This is a genomic window from Sandaracinus amylolyticus, from assembly GCF_021631985.1.
GTDB classification, from domain to species: Bacteria; Myxococcota_A; Polyangia; order Polyangiales; family Sandaracinaceae; genus Sandaracinus; species Sandaracinus amylolyticus_A.
Window position 1 is genome coordinate 98,401 of record NZ_CP070225.1, and the last position, 15,827, is coordinate 114,227.

Genomic DNA, 15,827 nt, shown 5'->3' on the forward strand with positions numbered 1-15,827 from the left:
CCTCAGACCCACAATCGCGCGGTCGTGCAGGGGCGTTCGGGAAGTGGTTTCTACGATCGGCTGATGACCCGGCTCGGGCTGGGCACGGTCGACTTCGCGATCTCGCAGGATCGTGATCTCACGCAGCGTCGACTCGCGCTCTTCCTCGCGCTGGTCGGTGGGCTCGAGGTCACGCTGTGGGTGCTGCAGGCGAGCGTCCTCGCGGTGTTCGACACGGCGCGCCTCTCGTGGATGCTGCAGCACTACGTCGCGTACCTGCACCTCGTGCTCGGTTGCTCGCTGCTCGGGCTCTCGCGCCTCGTGCGGTCGCGGCCGTGGCGATACGAGTCGCTGCAGCTCTTCGACGCGGGTGTGGTGGTCGGCCTCGGCGTGGTGTTCGGCAGCTTGCCGAGCCTCGGCCAGGCCCAGTGGCGCCCCGAGCTCGCGGGCTTGCTCGCGATCAGCTTCCTGCTCTTCGTGCGCAGCGCGATCGTGCCGAGCGACACCACGCGCACCGGCGTGCTGGGTGTGATCGTCTGCATCCCGATCGTGCTCAGCACGTACCTCGTCCACACCCAGCCCGGTCGACCCGCGGACTGGCCGCCGCCCGCGCTCTTCGTCGCGGGGACGCTCGTGTGGGCGTTCGCCGCGATCAAGGCGAGCAGCGTCGTCTCGCACGTCATCTACGGCCTGCACCGTCAGGTGCGTGAGGCGCTCACGCTCGGGCAGTACACGCTCGAGGAGAAGATCGGCGAGGGCGGGATGGGCGTCGTCTACCGCGCACGCCACGCGCTGATGCGCCGCCCCACCGCGATCAAGCTGCTGCGCGCCGAGCGTGGCCCGCAGGCGATCGCGCGCTTCGAGCGCGAGGTGCAGATGACGAGCCGTCTGACGCACCCCAACACGATCGCGATCTACGACTACGGCCACACGCCGGACGGCATCTTCTATTACGTGATGGAGCACCTCGACGGCTTCGACCTCGAGCACGTCGTGCGCGCCGAGGGCCCGATGCATCCGGGGCGCGTGGTGCACGTGCTGCGTCAGGCCGCGGAAGCGCTCGGCGAAGCGCACGCGCTCGGGCTGATCCACCGCGACGTGAAGCCGGGCAATCTCCTGCTCTGCGAGCGCGGCGGACGACCCGACTTCGTGAAGGTGCTCGACTTCGGTCTGGTGCGCGAGATCGACGGCGGTGCGCCCGCGTTCAGCCAGACCGAGGCGCTGCAGGGAACGCCGCTCTACATGTCGCCCGAGCAGATCCGCGAGCCCCACGCGATCGACGGGCGCAGCGACGTCTACTCGCTGGGCGCGGTCGCGTACTTCCTGCTCACCGGCGAGCCGGTCTTCGAGGGCAAGAACGTGGTGGAGGTCTGTGGCCACCACCTGCACTCGCATCCGGTGCGCCCTTCGGTGCGCGTCGGTCGCCCCCTCCCCGAGAAGCTCGAGGCGCTGGTGATGCGCTGCCTCGAGAAGGATCCCGCCGCGCGCCCGTCGAGCGCGGCCGCGCTCATCGAGCTGCTCGAGGCGTGCGATGTGCCGGAGTGGACCGATGCGGATGCGCGCCAGTGGTGGCGCGAGCGCGCACCCGAGCTTCGTCGCTCCTCGAGCGAGCGTCACAGCGCGCGCCCCGTCACGCTCGCAGTGGATCTCGACAAGCGCAACGCTGCCTGACGTGTGACGCGGGCGTCGCACGTCGGTGCCACCGCCCGTTCACGCACGTCGGCGCGAGGTGTGCGATTCGCTGCGTTTCCTGCGCGGCACGCGCGCTGCTCCGAGCGCGGGTGTCATGTCTCCTCGATCTCGTTTCCTCGCCGCGTTCGGTCTCGTCTTCGCGCTCTCGTGCGCGGCACCATTCGTCTCGCCTCCGCGCGCGTCCGCCGACGGCCCTCTGGTCCTCGGGTTCTCCGGTGAAGGCGGCGGCTTCGTCACCGACCCACAGAGCGCGATGGGCGGCCTCGCGCTGCGCCTCGGCGTGCGCCCGATCCCGCTGCTCTCGATCTACCTGCAGAGCCACGGTCTGATCGGCGCGCTCACCGCCGGACCGGAGAGCGGCAGCGCGCAGGGCGTGCTGTGGAACACCGCGATGCTCGGCGTGCACTTCGGGCCGCTGCACCTCGCGTTCGGTCCCTCGCTCGACTTCGCGTGGGGCTGCGACACGCAGGAGGGCTGCGTTGACGGCGACTTGCTCTTCGGCCTCGACGGGCGCGTCGCGCTCCACTTCGGAAGCCTGGTGCTCTCCGCCGACGTCCATCCGACGTGGATCGACGACGACATCGTCGTCGGTCTGGTCGGCGGCCTGGGCTGGCAGCTCTAAGAGGCAGGGAACGACGGCGCCCAGGGCTCGTTCGCGAGCCCGGCGCCGTTCGCGACGCACGCGATCGTGCGGTACCAGCCCGCGAGCACGAGGAGCTCGACGATCTGCTCCGGGCTCCACGCGTCGGCGAGCTCCGCGCGCAACGCGTCGTCGAGGGTGGCGTGCTCGTGGAGCGCATCGACCGCCCGCACGAGCAGGCGATCACGCGGTGCGAGGTCGTCGATCGCACCGCGCACGGTCGCGCGCACCGTTGCTTCGTCGAGCCCGACGCGCGACGCGAAGAACGCGACGTGCACGCCCCACTCGTACTCGCAGCGCGCGCGGGCCGTCGCACGCAGGATCACGATCTCGCGATCCCGCGGCGCGAGCGTCGCTCCACGCGCACCGAGCAGGACGCGCGCGAACGGGCGCATCACCTCCATCAGCGCCGGGTGGTGCGCGAAGAATCGGAAGAGCGCGAGCGGCGGGACCGGCGCGCCGCGCGGCATCATCTCGGTGAGCGCGGCTTCGATCTCGGGCGCGTGAGGGGGCGAGAGCGGAGCGGGGAAGCGCGACATGGCTCGTCCTCCGTGGTGCTACGAAATGTGTAGCGCTACGGATTCTGGAGCGCTACGGAATTCGTAGCGCACGTTCAGCCGCGCTTCGCGAGCCAGTCCTTCACGGCGAGGCCGGTGCCGAAGGGCCAGGGGCGCAGCTTCGGGATCGGGATGCGCTTGTACGCCTCGAGCTCCTCGCCGAGCGTGATCGCTCCGCGCGCCCGCACGTGCCACGTCGCGATCACCTCGTTGCGCTGCAGGAACGGGTACACACCGACGAGCGAGACGATGTCGCCGCGCAGGCCGAGCTCTTCCTCGAGCTCGCGCAGCACTGCGTCCTCGGGGGTCTCGCCGCGCTCGAGGAAGCCCGTGACCAGCCCGAACCATCCTTCGGGCCACGCCTTCTGACGCACCAGCACGATGCGGCTCTCGGTCTCGTCCTCGCCCTCGACGTGCTCGACGATCGCGGCGACGACCGGCAGCGGGTTGCCGTAGTGCACGAAGCCGCACGCCGGACAGCGCTTGCGCGCGCGGCCCTCGAGCGTGACCTCTTCGAGCGCGGTGCCGCATCGCAGACAGAAGCGGGCATCGTCCATCGGATCGCTCTCCTCGTGCGCTTGTCGCCGGCGGCACGCTCGGCGAGGATGCGCGCTATGAAAACCGTAGCGCAACGCGGCGCACCTCGTCCGGGCCGTCCGGTGCGCGGCTCGAAGACGGGCCGCCCGATCATGGCGCTCTTCGATCTGCTCGGACGTCGCTGGGCGCTGCGCGTCGTGTGGGAGCTGCGCGAAGGACCGCTCCACTTCCGCGCGCTGCGCGAGGCGTGCGGCGGCGTGTCGCCGACGTCGCTCGCCGCGCGCATCGCCGAGCTGCGCGAGGCCGGTGTGGTCGCGGGCGAAGGAGAGGGCGAGGCCGCGGGCTACTCGCTGACCGACGAGGGACGCGCGCTGCTCGACGCGCTCGGCCCGCTCGCGGAGTGGGCGGAGGGCTGGAGCAAGCGCACCGCGAAGCGTTAGAGCGCGAAGTCCTCGATCATCGTGCGCTCGATGATCGGAAGGCTCGCGACGAGATCGTGGCCGTCGTCGACCTCGATCAGGCGCGCATGCGGGTGCGACGCGAGCCAGCGGCGCGAGCTCTCGATCGGGACACGATCGTCGCGCGTGCCGTGGACGATCGTGACCGGGCACGAGAGGCGCGGATACGCGGTGTGCGCCCTCGCGCCCTCGTAGAACGCGAAGTGCAGCGGCACGAGCGCGCCCGTCGCGTCGGCGACCTCGAGCTCTCCGCGCGCGCGCCACGTCTCGAATTCGCCGGGCTTCATCAGCTGCGGCCAGCGCGTCTCGATGTCGAACGCGGGGCACAGAAGGATCACGCGGTCGACGCGCTCGGGATGTAGCTCGGCCCAGCGCGCGGTGAGCCATCCGCCGAGGCTCGATCCCACGAGTCGCCAGCGCGGTCGTCCGTGCGCCTCGTGCATCGCGTCGAGCTCCGCGAGCATCGCGTCGATCGAGAGCTTCGCGAACGAAGGACGGTTGAGCTCCGCGAGCTGCAGATCGATGCGATCGCGCAGCGCGGCGTGGAGGTGCACGCCCTTCTTCGAGCGCGCGCTCGACGCGAAGCCGTGCAGGTATCCGTACGCGATCGTCATTCGGGATCTCGGCGCGCGTCGTCGGGCGAGAACGCGGGCATGCAGATCGCGAAGTACTCGCTCTCGACCGGATACGGGTTCGAGTAACGCACGCGCACGTCGGGCTCGATCCAGATCGCCTGTCCCGCGCGCAGCTCGAGCTGCTCGTCGCCGATCTCGATGTGCATCGAGCCGCGCACCATGATCGTGAGCTCGCCGAAGCGCGGCGTCTGCGCGGGCTCGCTCCATCCGGACGGCGCGATCATGTGCGCGAGGCTGAACGCGTCGGTGCCGGTGCGGACGCGGCCGAAATACTCCTCGATGAGCTTGCCGCCCGGGACCGGGATGCGCGTGGGATCGCCCACCAGCGTGTAGCGCTTCGACATGAGCGCTGTCGTAGCGTCACTCGCGCGCGCGGTCGACGATCTCGCTCCACGCATCGTCGTCGTCCGAGAGCTGCCGTGGCGTCGGGATCGCGGGGCGAGCGCTGACTTGGCCGATCGCGCGTCCTCGTGCGAGACGTCGGGGATGACGATGTTTCCAGGCAAGGTGATCGCGCCGCGCTGCGGGATGTACACCCAGTGCATGTGCGTGTTGTTCGATCGAGCTCCGACGATCGACGCGACCGCGGCGCGGCTCGATCGCTTCACGATCGTCGGTGAGCGCGCCGCGGCGGGAGGGCGCGACGGATGGACGCTCGCGGGCCCCGCAGTCGTCGTCGCGTATCGACCCGAGGTGAACGGGCACGTGCTCGTCGACGTCGTCGATCGGCCGTGGCCCGACGGCATGGGTGCGCCGAACGGGCCCGAGGAGACGCTCTTCTCGTCGTGGGCGATGGGCGCGTTCGGGCCGAGCACGTTCCCCGGCAACCTCGAGCGCGCGATGCAGCAGGCGCACACGTGGCCCGAGGCGCGCGTGATCGCACCGCGGCATCGCGCGTTCGTGCGCGTTCGGACGACGTACGCGATCGGTGCGCGGCCCGAGACGAAGGTTTGGCCCGACGATCGTGATCCGCTCGACGAGCTGAGGTTCGTGACCGACGTCGTGCGCGCGGTGCTCGGCGCGCCGCGCGCGCTCTGTGCGTTCAACCCGAGCGGCGAGACGCTCGTCTCCGCCGAGCGGCTCGAGCGGCTGTGGGAGCGCGATCGCCGCGGCGAGGCGATTCCGATCGATGCATGGGTGAACGTGCGGCTCTTCCGACCGGGGCGCCTCGGACGCGAGGAGTGGTTCCTGTTCGACACGGTCGGGCTCGATCAGCTCGGCGTGCGCGATCACGAGGGTGCCGTGCCCGAGAGCTCGAGCTCGTTCGATCACGTGCCCGGCGTGCTGTGGTCCTTCGGCTCGTACGACCTGGCGAAGCGCGGCGCGATGCGCGTCGGGGACACCGCGGACGACTTCGCGGGCGCGAAGTGGCGTGCGCACGCGGAGGGTGACGCGCTGGTGCAGCCGCCGCGTCCGGTGCTGCGCTGGGCGCCCGCAGCGCTCGACGTGCCCGCGCCGCTGCGCGGACGATGAGCATCACTCGTCGTCGTGCGCGAGCGGGTGCGCCTTGTCGTAGACCGCCATCAGGCGATCGACGGTGACGTGCGTGTAGCGCTGGGTCGTCGCGAGGCTCGCGTGGCCGAGCAGCTCCTGGATCGCGCGCAGATCCGCGCCCGCGTCGAGCAGGTGCGTCGCGCAGGTGTGGCGCAGCGCGTGGGGATGGAGATCCCCGCGTCCCGCGCCGAGCGCGCCGTAGCGACGCACGACGTTCTGCACCTGACGCGCGGTGAGCGCGGTGCCGAGCCGGCCGAGGAAGAGCGCGTCGAGCGGATCGGTCTTGTCGCTCACCAGCGCGCCGCGGATCGCGAGGTACGCGTCGAGCGCATCGGCGCAGCTCGATCCGTAGGGCGCGAGCCGCTCCTTGCGTCCCTTGCCCATCACGCGCACCAAACGTGCGCTGCGATCGACGGATCCGAGCCGCAGCCCTGCGAGCTCGCTGACGCGCAGGCCGGCGCCGTAGAGCATCTCGAGCATCGCGGCATCGCGCAGGCGCAGCGCTTCGTCGCGATGCGCGTCCTCCTTGGGCGCATCGACCACGCGGAACGCCTCGTCGACGGTGAGGAAGCGCGGGAGCGGACGCGCGAGCTTCGGCGAGCGCAGCGCGGCGGCGGGGTTCGACGGGATGATCCCGCGGCGCAGCAAGTAGCGGAAGAACGAGCGCAGCGTGGCGATCTTGCGCGCGAGGGTCGCGCTCGCGTGCGAGTCGAAGAGCGCCGCGAGGTACGCGCGCAGCGAGACGATCGTGATGCGACGCGCGTCGGTGGGGAGCTTCTTGTCGACGAGGAACGAGCGCAGCTCGTTCAGCGTTCGCGCATAGGTCTCGATCGTCTTGTCGGGGCTGCGACGCTCGTCGCGCAGCCACGCGAGGAAGAGCGCGATCTGCTTCGCGAGCTCGTCGTCGGGCACCCGAGCAGGGTACGTCCGAGCGCGCGAGGAGAGGAGAAAACGGCGCGCGGCTCGGAGTTTGGAAGCGGGGTTGACGGGGCGAGGTGACGACTTAGGGTGCCGGCCTCTCTCTGCCTTGTTTCGGCGACTCTGCTCTCAGGCGGAGATTTGCGTGGAGATGCGCGCGTGAGCGAAGAAGCTCGTTTCCGATCGACCACCATCGTGGCGGTGCGCCGCGATGGACGCGCCGCGATGGCGGGAGATGGTCAGGTCTCGCTCGGTCAGACCGTGATGAAGTCGGGCGCGCGCAAGGTGCGCCGCATCGCGGAGGGCAAGGTGATCGCGGGGTTCGCGGGCGCGAGCGCGGACGCATTCACGCTGCTCGAGCGCTTCGAGGCCAAGCTCAAGGAGCACAAGGGCGGGCTCGCGCGTGCCGCGGTCGAGCTCGCGAAGGACTGGCGCACCGATCGGTACCTGCGCCGGCTCGAGGCGATGCTCGTCGTGATGGACGCGAGCGCGACGTTCCTCATCAGCGGGACCGGGGACGTGATCGAGCCCGACGAAGGCGTGATCGCGATCGGCTCGGGCGGGCCCTACGCGCTCGCCGCGGCGCGCGCGCTCATGCGGCACACGTCGATGGCGCCCGCCGACATCGCGCGCGAGGCGCTGCTCACCGCGGGTGAGATCTGCGTGTACACGAACCAGAACGTGGTGGTGGAGGAGATCGAAGGATGAGCGGCGTTCGCACCTTCACCCCGCGCGAGATCGTGGGCGAGCTCGACCGCTACATCGTCGGGCAGCACAAGGCCAAGAAGGCGGTCGCGATCGCGCTGCGCAATCGCTGGCGCAGGCAGCAGGTCTCGCCCGATCTCCGCGACGAGATCGCGCCGAAGAACATCATCATGATCGGGCCGACCGGCGTCGGGAAGACCGAGATCGCGCGGCGCCTCGCGAAGCTCGCGAACGCGCCCTTCGTGAAGGTCGAGGCGAGCAAGTTCACCGAGGTCGGCTACGTCGGTCGCGACGTCGAGTCGATGGTGCGCGACCTCGTCGAGAACGCGATCCAGCTCGTGCGCTCCGAGGAGATGGAGAACGTGCAGGCGCGCGCGCGGGACCTCGCGGAGGAGCGGCTGGTGCGCATGCTCGCCTCGAAGGACGCGCCCCCGCAGCCGCCGCCCCAGCGCCCGCAGGGGCCCTTCGGCGCGTTCCTCGTCACGCCTCCGCCGCAGCAGTACGCGCCGAGCGAGCGCGAGATGAACGACGTGCGCACGCGGCTGCGCGCGGACGAGCTCGACGACGAAGAGGTCGAGATCGACGTCGCGGATCAGGGCGTGCCCTTCATGCAGATCTTCGGGCAGCACGGCATGGAGGAGATGGAGGTCAACTTCCGCGACATGCTCTCGCAGCTGCCCGGCTTCAAAGGGCGCACGAAGCGTCGTCGCGTGAAGGTCAGCGAGGCGCGCAAGGCGCTCGAGGCCGAAGAGGCGGCCAAGCTCGTCGACATGGATCGCGTGCAGCGCGAGGCCGTGAAGCGCACCGAGGAAGCGGGCATCGTCTTCCTCGACGAGATCGACAAGATCGCAGGGCGCCAGGGCCAGACCGGCGGGCCCGACGTCTCGCGCGAGGGCGTGCAGCGCGACCTGCTCCCGATCGTCGAGGGCAGCACCGTCAGCACGAAGTACGGGCCGGTGAAGACCGATCACGTGCTCTTCGTCGCGGCGGGCGCGTTCCACGTCTCGAAGGTCAGCGATCTGATCCCCGAGCTGCAGGGTCGCTTCCCGATCCGCGTCGAGCTCGAGGCGCTCGGCAAGGCGGACTTCGTGCGGATCCTGACCGAGCCGAAGAACGCGCTGACCAAGCAGTACAAGGCGCTGCTCGAGACCGAAGGCGTGAAGGTCGAGGTCACGAGCGACGCGATCGAGGCGATCGCGGAGTACGCGCAGCTGGCGAACGAGCGCGCCGAGAACATCGGCGCGCGTCGCCTTCACACGATCCTCGAGGCGCTCTTCGAGGACATCAGCTATCGCGCGCCCGAGCTCGACGGAGAGTCGATCAAGATCGACGCGGAGCGCGTGCGCGCGACGCTGACGCCGATCCTCGGGAACGAGGATCTGTCGCGCTACATCCTCTGATCGGCTGCCGGTGCCACGTGCACCGGCACGTACTTGTGGAACGGCGTCCGCGAGATGCGATCGCAGTGCGCCGACGACGTGAGCCGGTTCACCTCCGGTCCGATCACCGCGCCGCCGTAGCGCATGCCGTAACCGTGCGGCAGCACGACGACGCCGCGCCGCACCGTGTCGTCGATCGAGATCACGACGTCGATGCTGCCGCGCTCCGAGGTGCACGTCGCGCGTGCGCCGTTCGACATCCCCAGCGCCGCGGCGTCCTCGGGATGCATGCGCATCGCGCCGTGGGGATCGACGCGGCGCCACGCGGGGTCGCGATAGATCTGGTTCGCGTTGTAGGCGCGTCGCTCGCCCGCCATCAGCACGAACGGGTGATCCGCGCCGGGCGCCACCTCGGACTCGAGCGCGCCGAGCTCCTCGAGCATCTCGGGGATCTCGAGGTGGATGCGGCGATCGTCGCTCGCGAGCAGGCGCCACATCTCGTCGTACTCGTGCGCGCTCACCACGACGCCTTCGCGCTTGTCGAGGATCGCGCGGAAGAGCGCAGCGCCGAGCGAGAGCGCGGTGCGGCCGCGATGTCCCGCGCGCCGCACCGCATCGGCGTGCGTGCGCGCGTAGTCGATCGCGAGCGGGAGCAGCGGCGCGGCGGCGGCGGCGCCGCGATCGAGCGTGGGCCCGAGCGTGCGATAGAGGATCGACGCCGCGTAGGGCATCCACTTCCGGTTCGTCGCGATCGTCGCCGCGAACGCCGCGAGGTAGAGCGCGTGATCGGTCGCCCGCGGCTCGATGCGCGCGACGCGCTCGAGCACCGGGAAGTGCTTCGGGATCTCGCCCATCGCCTCGAGCAGGCGCGTGTAGATCTCGGGCTCGGGCAGCGTCTCTCCGAGCGGCTCGAGGAGCGGATGCCGCAGGTGGAACGCGTTCTTCGGGAACTCGAGGTTGAAGCCCGTCGCTTCCCACTTCTCGAACTGCGATGCGGCGGGCAGCACGAAGTGCGCGAGGCGCGCGGTCTCGGTCATCGCGACGTCGACCACGACCAGCAGCTCGAGCTGGGAGAACGCGCGCTCGAGCGCGTCGGTGTCCGCGTAGGTGACGAGCGGGTTGCTGCTGTCGACCACGACCGCGCGCACGCGATCCTCGCCCTCGTGGAGGATCTCGTCGGCGAGGATGTTCGGCGGGAAGATCCCCGCGATCGCGTGCATCCCGTGGCGCGCGGTGCGCGGGCACTTCGGGCTGCGCTCGTCGGTGTCGCCGAGGATCGGGAGCAACGACGTGTGGAGGTTGTTCCCGCCGCGCCGTCCGAAGTTGCCCGTGAGCAGATAGAGCAGCTTCTCGAGGTATCCGTTGAGCGTGGTGTGCAGCGTGTGCTGGATGCCGAGGTCGATGCGCACGCACGCGCTCCGCGCGGTCGCGAAGCCGCGCGCGACGCGCTCCACGTCGGCGAGCGGGACGTCGGCGCGACGCACGTAGTCGGCCACGTCGATGCGCGCGAGCGCGCGCTCGATCGCGTCGAAGCCGGTGCAGCGCTGCGCGAGGAACGCGCGATCGTGGAGCCCCTCGCGCACGATGATCGCGAGCATCGCGGCGAGCAGGTACGCATCGGTGCCCGGCCGCAGCTGCAGGTGCACGTCCGCCATCTTCGCGGTCTCGGTGCGGCGCGGATCGATCACGACCATCGTGCGGCGCGGGTCGTTCTGGATCGCCTTCAGCGTGTCGCGCGCGTTGGGGATGCCGTGCGCCTGGAACGGGTTCGTGCCGACGAAGAGCACGTAGTCGGCGTGCTCGACGTCCTCGGTCGTGTGGCACTTCTGGCTGCCGAAGAGGCGACCGTTCACCCAGAAATCGCCGGTCTTCTCCTGGCCGAGCGAGTTGTACGCGTAGCGGCTCCGCATCGCGCGGAGCATCTGCCGTCCGTACGCGCCGCCGAGGTGGTTGCCCTGGCCGCCTCCGCCCACGAGCGCGAACGCCTTGCCTCCGTGGCGATCGCGGATCGCGCGCAGGCGTGCCGCGATCTTCGTGATCGCTTCGTCCCAGCTCACGCGCGCGAACGTGCCGTCGGGCTGCCGCTCGAGCGGGTGCTCGAGGCGATCGCGATTCGACTGATAGTGCTCGAGGCGCGCTGCTTTCTGGCAGATGTAGCCCTTCGAGACGGGATGCGCGTCGTCGCCCTGGATGCGCGCGAGGCGGCGCCCTTCGATCTGCACTTCGAGCCCGCAGTTGCGCGAGCAGAGGATGCACGCGGTCCGATCGGTTCTCATTCAGACCTCCAGCTCCGCGTCGGCGAAGCGACGGCACGCGCGGAGGATCGCGTCGGAGAGCGCTGCGTCGTCGACCGCGCGCGCGAGCACGATCCCACCGACGCAGAGCGCGGTGAGCGCGAGCGCGAGCTCCTTGCCCGAGAGGCCGGAGCGCGCCGAGCGCGGGACCTTCGTCTGCATCCGCGATGCGAGCTCGAGGAGGTACCCCGCGAGGTCGTGTCGCGGCGCGTCGCCGTGTCGCGCGACGTCGGCGGCGAGCGCGGGCAGCACGCAGCCGTGCTCGGGATGGTCGCGGTGCTCTCGGCTCAGGTACCGGCGCGTCAGCTCGCGGACGAACGCGGCGCCCTCGACACCCTCGAGCCCGGCGAAGAGCGCGTGCTCGGTGTGCGCGAATCCGTCCATCAAGACGGCCGATAGAAGCGCCTCTTTCGATTCGAAGTGCGAATAGAAGCCGCCGGCGGTGAGGCCGGCCGACTTCATCAGGTCGGACACGCCGATCCCGGCGTAGCCGCGCTCGCGGAACAGACGCCCCGCGGTCTCGAGGATGCGGGTGCGCGTCGAGTCTTTGTGCCCGGGCTTCCAGCGGACCATCTTTGTATGACGGTCGTACTACAAAGCCCGGGCGCGACGCAAACCACCGTCACTCGCTCGGGGCCGCGCGCCGCAGCCGCGCATCGACGTGCGGGCCTCCGCGCTCGTGCGACCAGTCGTGGAACCGCACCGACGCGTAGAGCGAGAGATCGAGATCCTCCGTGCCGCTCAGCGCGCGCACGCCGACGCGCACGCTCGTGCGGCAGCCTTCGTCGTCGCACTCGCCGAGCTCCACCGACTCGATGTTCGCGAGGACGGTCTCGCAGTCGGTGACGTGATCGATGCGCTCGGTGCGCGTGCTTCCGTCGGCGAGCTCGACGGTCACCTCGATCTGCGCCGGATACTCGCGTCCGTCGCACAGCTCGTCCTGCAGCACGAGCGCGATGTCCGCGGTCCGATCGCGGCTCGTGATCGCGCGGTTCGCGTGCACGTCGAAGACGAGCTGATCCGCGCCTTCGCCGAGCGCGAGTGGCACGGCGTGGGGACGCGCGTCGACGGGCGCGGCAGTCGAGAAGCGGGACGAGGCACCGCCGCACGCCGTGGCCGCGACGAGCACGAGGAGAGATCCGACGAGTCGCATGACGCCGCGGGCTCGCAATCGTCGAGCCACGCCGCCTCGCCCCGAAATCGCGCGATCGAGCGCGCGCCGTGCGAACGCGCGTCGACACGGCGGCCAACGCATGTTCGCGCCTGCCACACTGCAAACGTGCGATCGGCGCGCCGTCGTATCCTCGTCGAGTGAGCTGGAGCGGCGACAACCATCGCACCCCCGATCGCAGGTTCATCGCGGCGCTGCGGGTCGACGAGACCGGCGGTTGGGGCGACACGCTCTTCGTGGCCGGCGTCTACGTCGTGATGGACACGTGCAGCGCGCGCGTCCTCGGGACGATCGGGTACGCCTGGCACGACGGCGAGCCCACGACGCGGCTCGAGCTCGACGTCGAGCGCACCGAGGACGGCAGCGAGCAGATCGTCGGCCGCACGATCGCGCTGGGCTTCGGCCTCGACGAACAGGTCGTCGCGACGCACGCCTTCGCCGCGCCCGCGTCGGACGAGATCGGTGAGCCGCCGCGCGGCCCGCACCTCTCGTTCGCGCTCGACGAGCCGCTGGTGACGCGCGCGCAGCTCGTCAACGCGGTCGACGCGCTCCGCGGGAGGCTCACCCAGTCGTTCGCGAAGGAGCTCTTCGGCCGCGATCCGACCACCGTCCGCCTCGTCTCCGGCGATCGCATCGTGGTCGAGCTCTCGGGCGCCCGGGAGGACGCGATCCTCGCCGAGCTCGCGCTCGATCGACCCGCGATCCTCGAGATCCCGCCGTTCGACGTGCTCGTCGAAAGGACGAACCTGCTCAGCCCGCCCGAGATGATGCAGCTCCGCATCCGCGCGACGTGCGAGGAGCCGGTGCCCGACGTCGTGCACGTGGCGATCGACGGGATCGCGCTCGGCGCAGTGACCTCGGCGACCATCCCGCGTGGCCGCGGGCACGTGAACCTCCCGCCGCCGCCGGTCGACCGCGAGCTCTACAACCGGCTCGTTCGATACCCGCTGCGCGGGCGCGTGCGCCGCGTCGCCACCTGACGCGCCCGCGCTATCGCACGAACTGCATGCGCGCGAAGACGTGCGCGCGCTCGGTCGGGGTCGCCCCCGCGGTGAGCGCTTCGCTCGCGGAGACGACCGCACCGAGCACCCCGATCTCGTCGCCCGCGCGGTAGGCGCGCAGCGTGATCCGCACGCGATCGCCTGCGAAGCAGGGCTTGCGGAACGCGAGGTCGACGTAGCGTGCGAGCACGGTCGTCGGCAGGCCGAGCTCGTGGAAGCGACGCAGCGCGGCCTCCTCGATCAAGCGCGGATAGACGAGCGAGTTCACGTGCTGGTTGCTGTCGGTGTGTCCGAGCCCGAACACGATCGACAGCCGGTCGAGCGCGAACGCGTCGTCGATCGGCGTCGCGCCGCGCGGCAGATCGATCGCGGTGCGCGGCGCGCGCCATGCCGCGTCGCGCATCGTCATCCCATCGGGCAGCCCGCCGGGGATGGCCTCGACGCTGCGCTCCTCGGGCGGTGCGAAGGGTCGCGTGAGCACGTGCTCCGCGATCGCGCGACCCAGCACCACGGGCTCGCCCGCGCCCTCGGGCGGCGCGCCGTGGGTGCGACCGCGCGGGCCCTGCAGCTCGGCCCACATGTCCACGCGCACGCGCTGCCGATCCTGATCGTCGATCGTGCGCAGCACCTCGAACGTCCCGCGCGCGCCCACCGGCTCGCGCGCCGAGATCGGACCGCCGCCCGCTTCGACCTGCAGGCGCGAGAGGATCGGCACGATGCCCTCGGCGCCGAGGCGCAGCACGAGCGGGTGCTCGGAGAGCGTCTTCTTCCAGATCGCCGCGCCGATCGCGTGCGTGACCGGCTCGAGCCGGAGCCGACCGTCCTGCACGACGTCCTCGTAGCGCAGCGGGAGCGGGCCCGCGCCACGCTGCGCCTCGGGGACCTGCGGCTCGGGCGGCACGTCGCGGAGCTCGTTCATCGCGCGCGAGCATTGAGCCCACCCGCGAGCTGCGCAACTCCGGCATGATCGCGCGGTGGCGAACCGAACTTTCGCGATCGGCGACATCCACGGCGAGCTCGATCACCTGCGCGCGCTGGTCGCGAAGCTGCCGCTCCTCGACGAGCAGGACACGCTGGTGTTCCTCGGTGACTACGTCGATCGCGGACCGAAGTCGGAAGAGGTCGTGCGCGTGGTGCGCGCGTTCGAGCGCGAGCTCGGCTGTCGTGTCGTCATGCTGCGCGGCAACCACGAGGACGCCTGGGTGCGCGTGGTCGATCGTGGATGGCCCGAGTTCGTCTTCCCGCCGGGCAACGGCTGTCTCGCGACGATGCGCTCGTACGTCGGCGGGGCGCATCCCGCGGACGACGAGATGCCGAAGCCCGACGAGGTCGACGATCTCTTCGCGGGGCGCTTCTTCCCCGCCGACGTGATCGCGTGGATGCGCGAGCTGCCGTGGTTCTACGAGGACGAGCATGCGATCTACGTGCACGCGGGGCTCCTGCGGCGCGACGGACGGTTCCTCCATCCGAGCGAGACCGAGCCGAGGACCGCGCTCGCGTGGACGCGCGAGGAAGAGCTCTTCACCGAGTACCGCGGCAAGCGCGTGGTGATCGGGCACACGCGCACCGAGTACCTGCCGCCCGAGCTCTCGGGTCACACGCCGCACGACCCGAGCGATCTCTGGGCGAGCGAGCACGTGATCGCGACCGACACGGGCTGCGGCAGCGGCGGGTTCCTCACCGCGGTCGAGCTGCCGAGCCTCACGGTCTACGAGTCGCGCTGAAGACCAGGAGGTGGGTCGCGATCACGACCGGCACGACGAACGTCGGGATCACGCTCCAGGGAAACGCAGCCATCCCGGACATCGTCTCGGGGTGGCCCGAGAAGAACAGGATGCGCTGCGCGGTCGCGACGACGACGAGGATGTCGGCGAGGCCGATCACGTTCCACACCCGCACGATCGCGAGGCGTGACGGGAACGCGAGCGCGGCGACGAGCGCGAGACCCCCCGCGACGATGTCGCCGTAGCCCGCGATCGTCGCGAACGTCGGGTCGAGGCGGCCCTGCGACGCGAGCACGAGGAACCCGGCGCCGATCGGCAGCCGCACGAAGTGGAAGAGGATCGGGACGCGCAGATCGACGCGCTGCGCGAACGCGCGGAACGAAGGCACGCGGCGATACGCGAGCACGAGCGCGAGCGTGCCACCGGTGATCGAGAGCGGGACGAGCGCCATGCGCGCGGGCGTGATCACGCCGAGCGCCGACGCGAGCAACGCGAGCACGAGCCAGGCACCGAACACGACGTGCCATCGGCGATCGTGCGAGGTCGGAACGGGAGCGGACGCGGAGAGCGTGGACATGTCGAGGTCCTCCTTCGCGTCGCGCTTCATCACGTCGCGTGCCGCGCGTGATGTCGGGCTTCTTCG

At 70.7% G+C, this 15,827-nt stretch carries 18 protein-coding genes; 8 read left to right on the forward strand and 10 right to left on the reverse strand.

What is annotated here, in order from left to right; all coding sequences use genetic code 11:
• Nucleotides 1–63: 63 nt before the first annotated feature.
• Together I5071_RS00390 and I5071_RS00395 are read left to right on the forward strand one after the other, a co-directional pair.
• Nucleotides 64–1,650, forward strand: coding sequence for a serine/threonine-protein kinase (locus I5071_RS00390; protein WP_236519857.1), 1,587 nt, complete (start codon nt 64–66; stop codon nt 1,648–1,650).
• Nucleotides 1,651–1,765: 115 nt separating this feature from the next.
• Complete coding sequence (locus I5071_RS00395) at nt 1,766–2,293, forward strand: hypothetical protein (RefSeq protein WP_236519859.1); 528 nt, start codon at nt 1,766–1,768, stop codon at nt 2,291–2,293.
• Here the strand turns inward: I5071_RS00395 and I5071_RS00400 are convergent.
• The gene (locus tag I5071_RS00400) at nt 2,290–2,850 is read right to left on the reverse strand and encodes a carboxymuconolactone decarboxylase family protein (RefSeq protein WP_236519861.1); all 561 of its coding nucleotides are present in this window, start codon (nt 2,848–2,850) and stop codon (nt 2,290–2,292) included. The genes I5071_RS00395 and I5071_RS00400 overlap by 4 nt on opposite strands.
• A 74-nt stretch (nt 2,851–2,924) precedes the next feature.
• Nucleotides 2,925–3,425, reverse strand: coding sequence for an NUDIX domain-containing protein (locus I5071_RS00405; protein WP_236519863.1), 501 nt, complete (start codon nt 3,423–3,425; stop codon nt 2,925–2,927).
• A 57-nt stretch (nt 3,426–3,482) separates the two neighbouring features.
• On the opposite strand from I5071_RS00405, the gene I5071_RS00410 reads away from it, so the two are divergent.
• Nucleotides 3,483–3,845, forward strand: a complete 363-nt coding sequence (locus I5071_RS00410; RefSeq protein ID WP_419249622.1) for a winged helix-turn-helix transcriptional regulator — start codon at nt 3,483–3,485, stop codon at nt 3,843–3,845.
• Here I5071_RS00410 and I5071_RS00415 read toward each other — a convergent pair.
• A complete protein-coding gene (locus tag I5071_RS00415; protein ID WP_236519865.1) occupies nt 3,842–4,477 on the reverse strand; it encodes an alpha/beta fold hydrolase in 636 nt (211 codons plus the stop codon). The two genes, I5071_RS00410 and I5071_RS00415, sit on opposite strands and share 4 nt — an antisense overlap.
• Nucleotides 4,474–4,842, reverse strand: coding sequence for a cupin domain-containing protein (locus I5071_RS00420; RefSeq protein WP_236519866.1), 369 nt, complete (start codon nt 4,840–4,842; stop codon nt 4,474–4,476). Before I5071_RS00420 ends, I5071_RS00415 begins: the two co-directional genes overlap by 4 nt.
• Nucleotides 4,843–4,984: 142 nt before the next feature.
• On the opposite strand from I5071_RS00420, the gene I5071_RS00425 reads away from it, so the two are divergent.
• Nucleotides 4,985–5,971 (forward strand): DUF4261 domain-containing protein, encoded by a 987-nt coding sequence (locus I5071_RS00425; RefSeq protein WP_236519867.1) that lies wholly within the window; start codon nt 4,985–4,987, stop codon nt 5,969–5,971.
• A gap of 3 nt (nt 5,972–5,974) precedes the next feature.
• Here I5071_RS00425 and I5071_RS00430 read toward each other — a convergent pair whose 3' ends face one another.
• The gene (locus tag I5071_RS00430) at nt 5,975–6,904 is read right to left on the reverse strand and encodes a tyrosine recombinase XerC (RefSeq protein ID WP_236519868.1); all 930 of its coding nucleotides are present in this window, start codon (nt 6,902–6,904) and stop codon (nt 5,975–5,977) included.
• Between the two features lie 231 nt (nt 6,905–7,135).
• On the opposite strand from I5071_RS00430, the gene hslV reads away from it, so the two are divergent.
• Both hslV and hslU read left to right on the forward strand, forming a co-directional pair.
• Complete coding sequence (gene hslV, locus I5071_RS00435) at nt 7,136–7,618, forward strand: ATP-dependent protease subunit HslV (protein ID WP_236607742.1); 483 nt, start codon at nt 7,136–7,138, stop codon at nt 7,616–7,618.
• On the forward strand, nt 7,615–9,015 hold the full coding sequence (gene hslU, locus I5071_RS00440; RefSeq protein ID WP_236519869.1) for an ATP-dependent protease ATPase subunit HslU: 1,401 nt from the start codon (nt 7,615–7,617) through the stop codon (nt 9,013–9,015). Before hslV ends, hslU begins: the two co-directional genes overlap by 4 nt.
• Here hslU and I5071_RS00445 read toward each other — a convergent pair.
• Genes I5071_RS00445 through I5071_RS00455 form a run of 3 tightly spaced genes read right to left on the reverse strand, consistent with a single transcriptional unit; the run spans nt 9,003 to nt 12,441 of the window.
• Nucleotides 9,003–11,270 (reverse strand): molybdopterin-dependent oxidoreductase, encoded by a 2,268-nt coding sequence (locus tag I5071_RS00445; RefSeq protein ID WP_236519870.1) that lies wholly within the window; start codon nt 11,268–11,270, stop codon nt 9,003–9,005. The two genes, hslU and I5071_RS00445, sit on opposite strands and share 13 nt — an antisense overlap.
• Nucleotides 11,271–11,861 (reverse strand): TetR/AcrR family transcriptional regulator, encoded by a 591-nt coding sequence (locus I5071_RS00450; protein ID WP_236519871.1) that lies wholly within the window; start codon nt 11,859–11,861, stop codon nt 11,271–11,273.
• 49 nt (nt 11,862–11,910) lie between these two features.
• Nucleotides 11,911–12,441 (reverse strand): hypothetical protein, encoded by a 531-nt coding sequence (locus I5071_RS00455; RefSeq protein WP_236519872.1) that lies wholly within the window; start codon nt 12,439–12,441, stop codon nt 11,911–11,913.
• A gap of 158 nt (nt 12,442–12,599) precedes the next feature.
• Between I5071_RS00455 and I5071_RS00460 the strand changes: the two genes are divergently transcribed.
• On the forward strand, nt 12,600–13,439 hold the full coding sequence (locus tag I5071_RS00460) for a hypothetical protein (RefSeq protein ID WP_236519873.1): 840 nt from the start codon (nt 12,600–12,602) through the stop codon (nt 13,437–13,439).
• A 10-nt stretch (nt 13,440–13,449) separates the two neighbouring features.
• On the opposite strand, the gene I5071_RS00465 is transcribed toward I5071_RS00460, so the two are convergent.
• A complete protein-coding gene (locus I5071_RS00465) occupies nt 13,450–14,379 on the reverse strand; it encodes an acyl-CoA thioesterase (protein WP_236519874.1) in 930 nt (309 codons plus the stop codon).
• A gap of 55 nt (nt 14,380–14,434) precedes the next feature.
• Here I5071_RS00465 and I5071_RS00470 point away from each other — a divergent pair, with 55 nt between their 5' ends.
• Nucleotides 14,435–15,184 (forward strand): metallophosphoesterase family protein, encoded by a 750-nt coding sequence (locus I5071_RS00470; protein ID WP_236519875.1) that lies wholly within the window; start codon nt 14,435–14,437, stop codon nt 15,182–15,184.
• On the opposite strand, the gene I5071_RS00475 is transcribed toward I5071_RS00470, so the two are convergent.
• Nucleotides 15,162–15,761 (reverse strand): hypothetical protein, encoded by a 600-nt coding sequence (locus tag I5071_RS00475; RefSeq protein ID WP_236519876.1) that lies wholly within the window; start codon nt 15,759–15,761, stop codon nt 15,162–15,164. The genes I5071_RS00470 and I5071_RS00475 overlap by 23 nt on opposite strands.
• Nucleotides 15,762–15,827: the final 66 nt, after the last annotated feature.

Bases quoted from the DNA above. Each gene is read 5' to 3' on its own strand.
- I5071_RS00390 (WP_236519857.1), top strand. From the start codon at position 64: ATGACCCGGCTCGGGCTGGGCACGGTCGACTTCGCGATCTCGCAGGAT.
- I5071_RS00395 (WP_236519859.1), top strand. From the start codon at position 1,766: ATGTCTCCTCGATCTCGTTTCCTCGCCGCGTTCGGTCTCGTCTTCGCG.
- I5071_RS00400 (WP_236519861.1), bottom strand. From the start codon at position 2,850: ATGTCGCGCTTCCCCGCTCCGCTCTCGCCCCCTCACGCGCCCGAGATC.
- I5071_RS00405 (WP_236519863.1), bottom strand. From the start codon at position 3,425: ATGGACGATGCCCGCTTCTGTCTGCGATGCGGCACCGCGCTCGAAGAG.
- I5071_RS00410 (WP_419249622.1), top strand. From the start codon at position 3,483: ATGAAAACCGTAGCGCAACGCGGCGCACCTCGTCCGGGCCGTCCGGTG.
- I5071_RS00415 (WP_236519865.1), bottom strand. From the start codon at position 4,477: ATGACGATCGCGTACGGATACCTGCACGGCTTCGCGTCGAGCGCGCGC.
- I5071_RS00420 (WP_236519866.1), bottom strand. From the start codon at position 4,842: ATGTCGAAGCGCTACACGCTGGTGGGCGATCCCACGCGCATCCCGGTC.
- I5071_RS00425 (WP_236519867.1), top strand. From the start codon at position 4,985: ATGACGATGTTTCCAGGCAAGGTGATCGCGCCGCGCTGCGGGATGTAC.
- hslV (WP_236607742.1), top strand. From the start codon at position 7,136: ATGGCGGGAGATGGTCAGGTCTCGCTCGGTCAGACCGTGATGAAGTCG.
- hslU (WP_236519869.1), top strand. From the start codon at position 7,615: ATGAGCGGCGTTCGCACCTTCACCCCGCGCGAGATCGTGGGCGAGCTC.
- I5071_RS00445 (WP_236519870.1), bottom strand. From the start codon at position 11,270: ATGAGAACCGATCGGACCGCGTGCATCCTCTGCTCGCGCAACTGCGGG.
- I5071_RS00450 (WP_236519871.1), bottom strand. From the start codon at position 11,861: ATGGTCCGCTGGAAGCCCGGGCACAAAGACTCGACGCGCACCCGCATC.
- I5071_RS00455 (WP_236519872.1), bottom strand. From the start codon at position 12,441: ATGCGACTCGTCGGATCTCTCCTCGTGCTCGTCGCGGCCACGGCGTGC.
- I5071_RS00465 (WP_236519874.1), bottom strand. From the start codon at position 14,379: ATGAACGAGCTCCGCGACGTGCCGCCCGAGCCGCAGGTCCCCGAGGCG.
- I5071_RS00475 (WP_236519876.1), bottom strand. From the start codon at position 15,761: ATGTCCACGCTCTCCGCGTCCGCTCCCGTTCCGACCTCGCACGATCGC.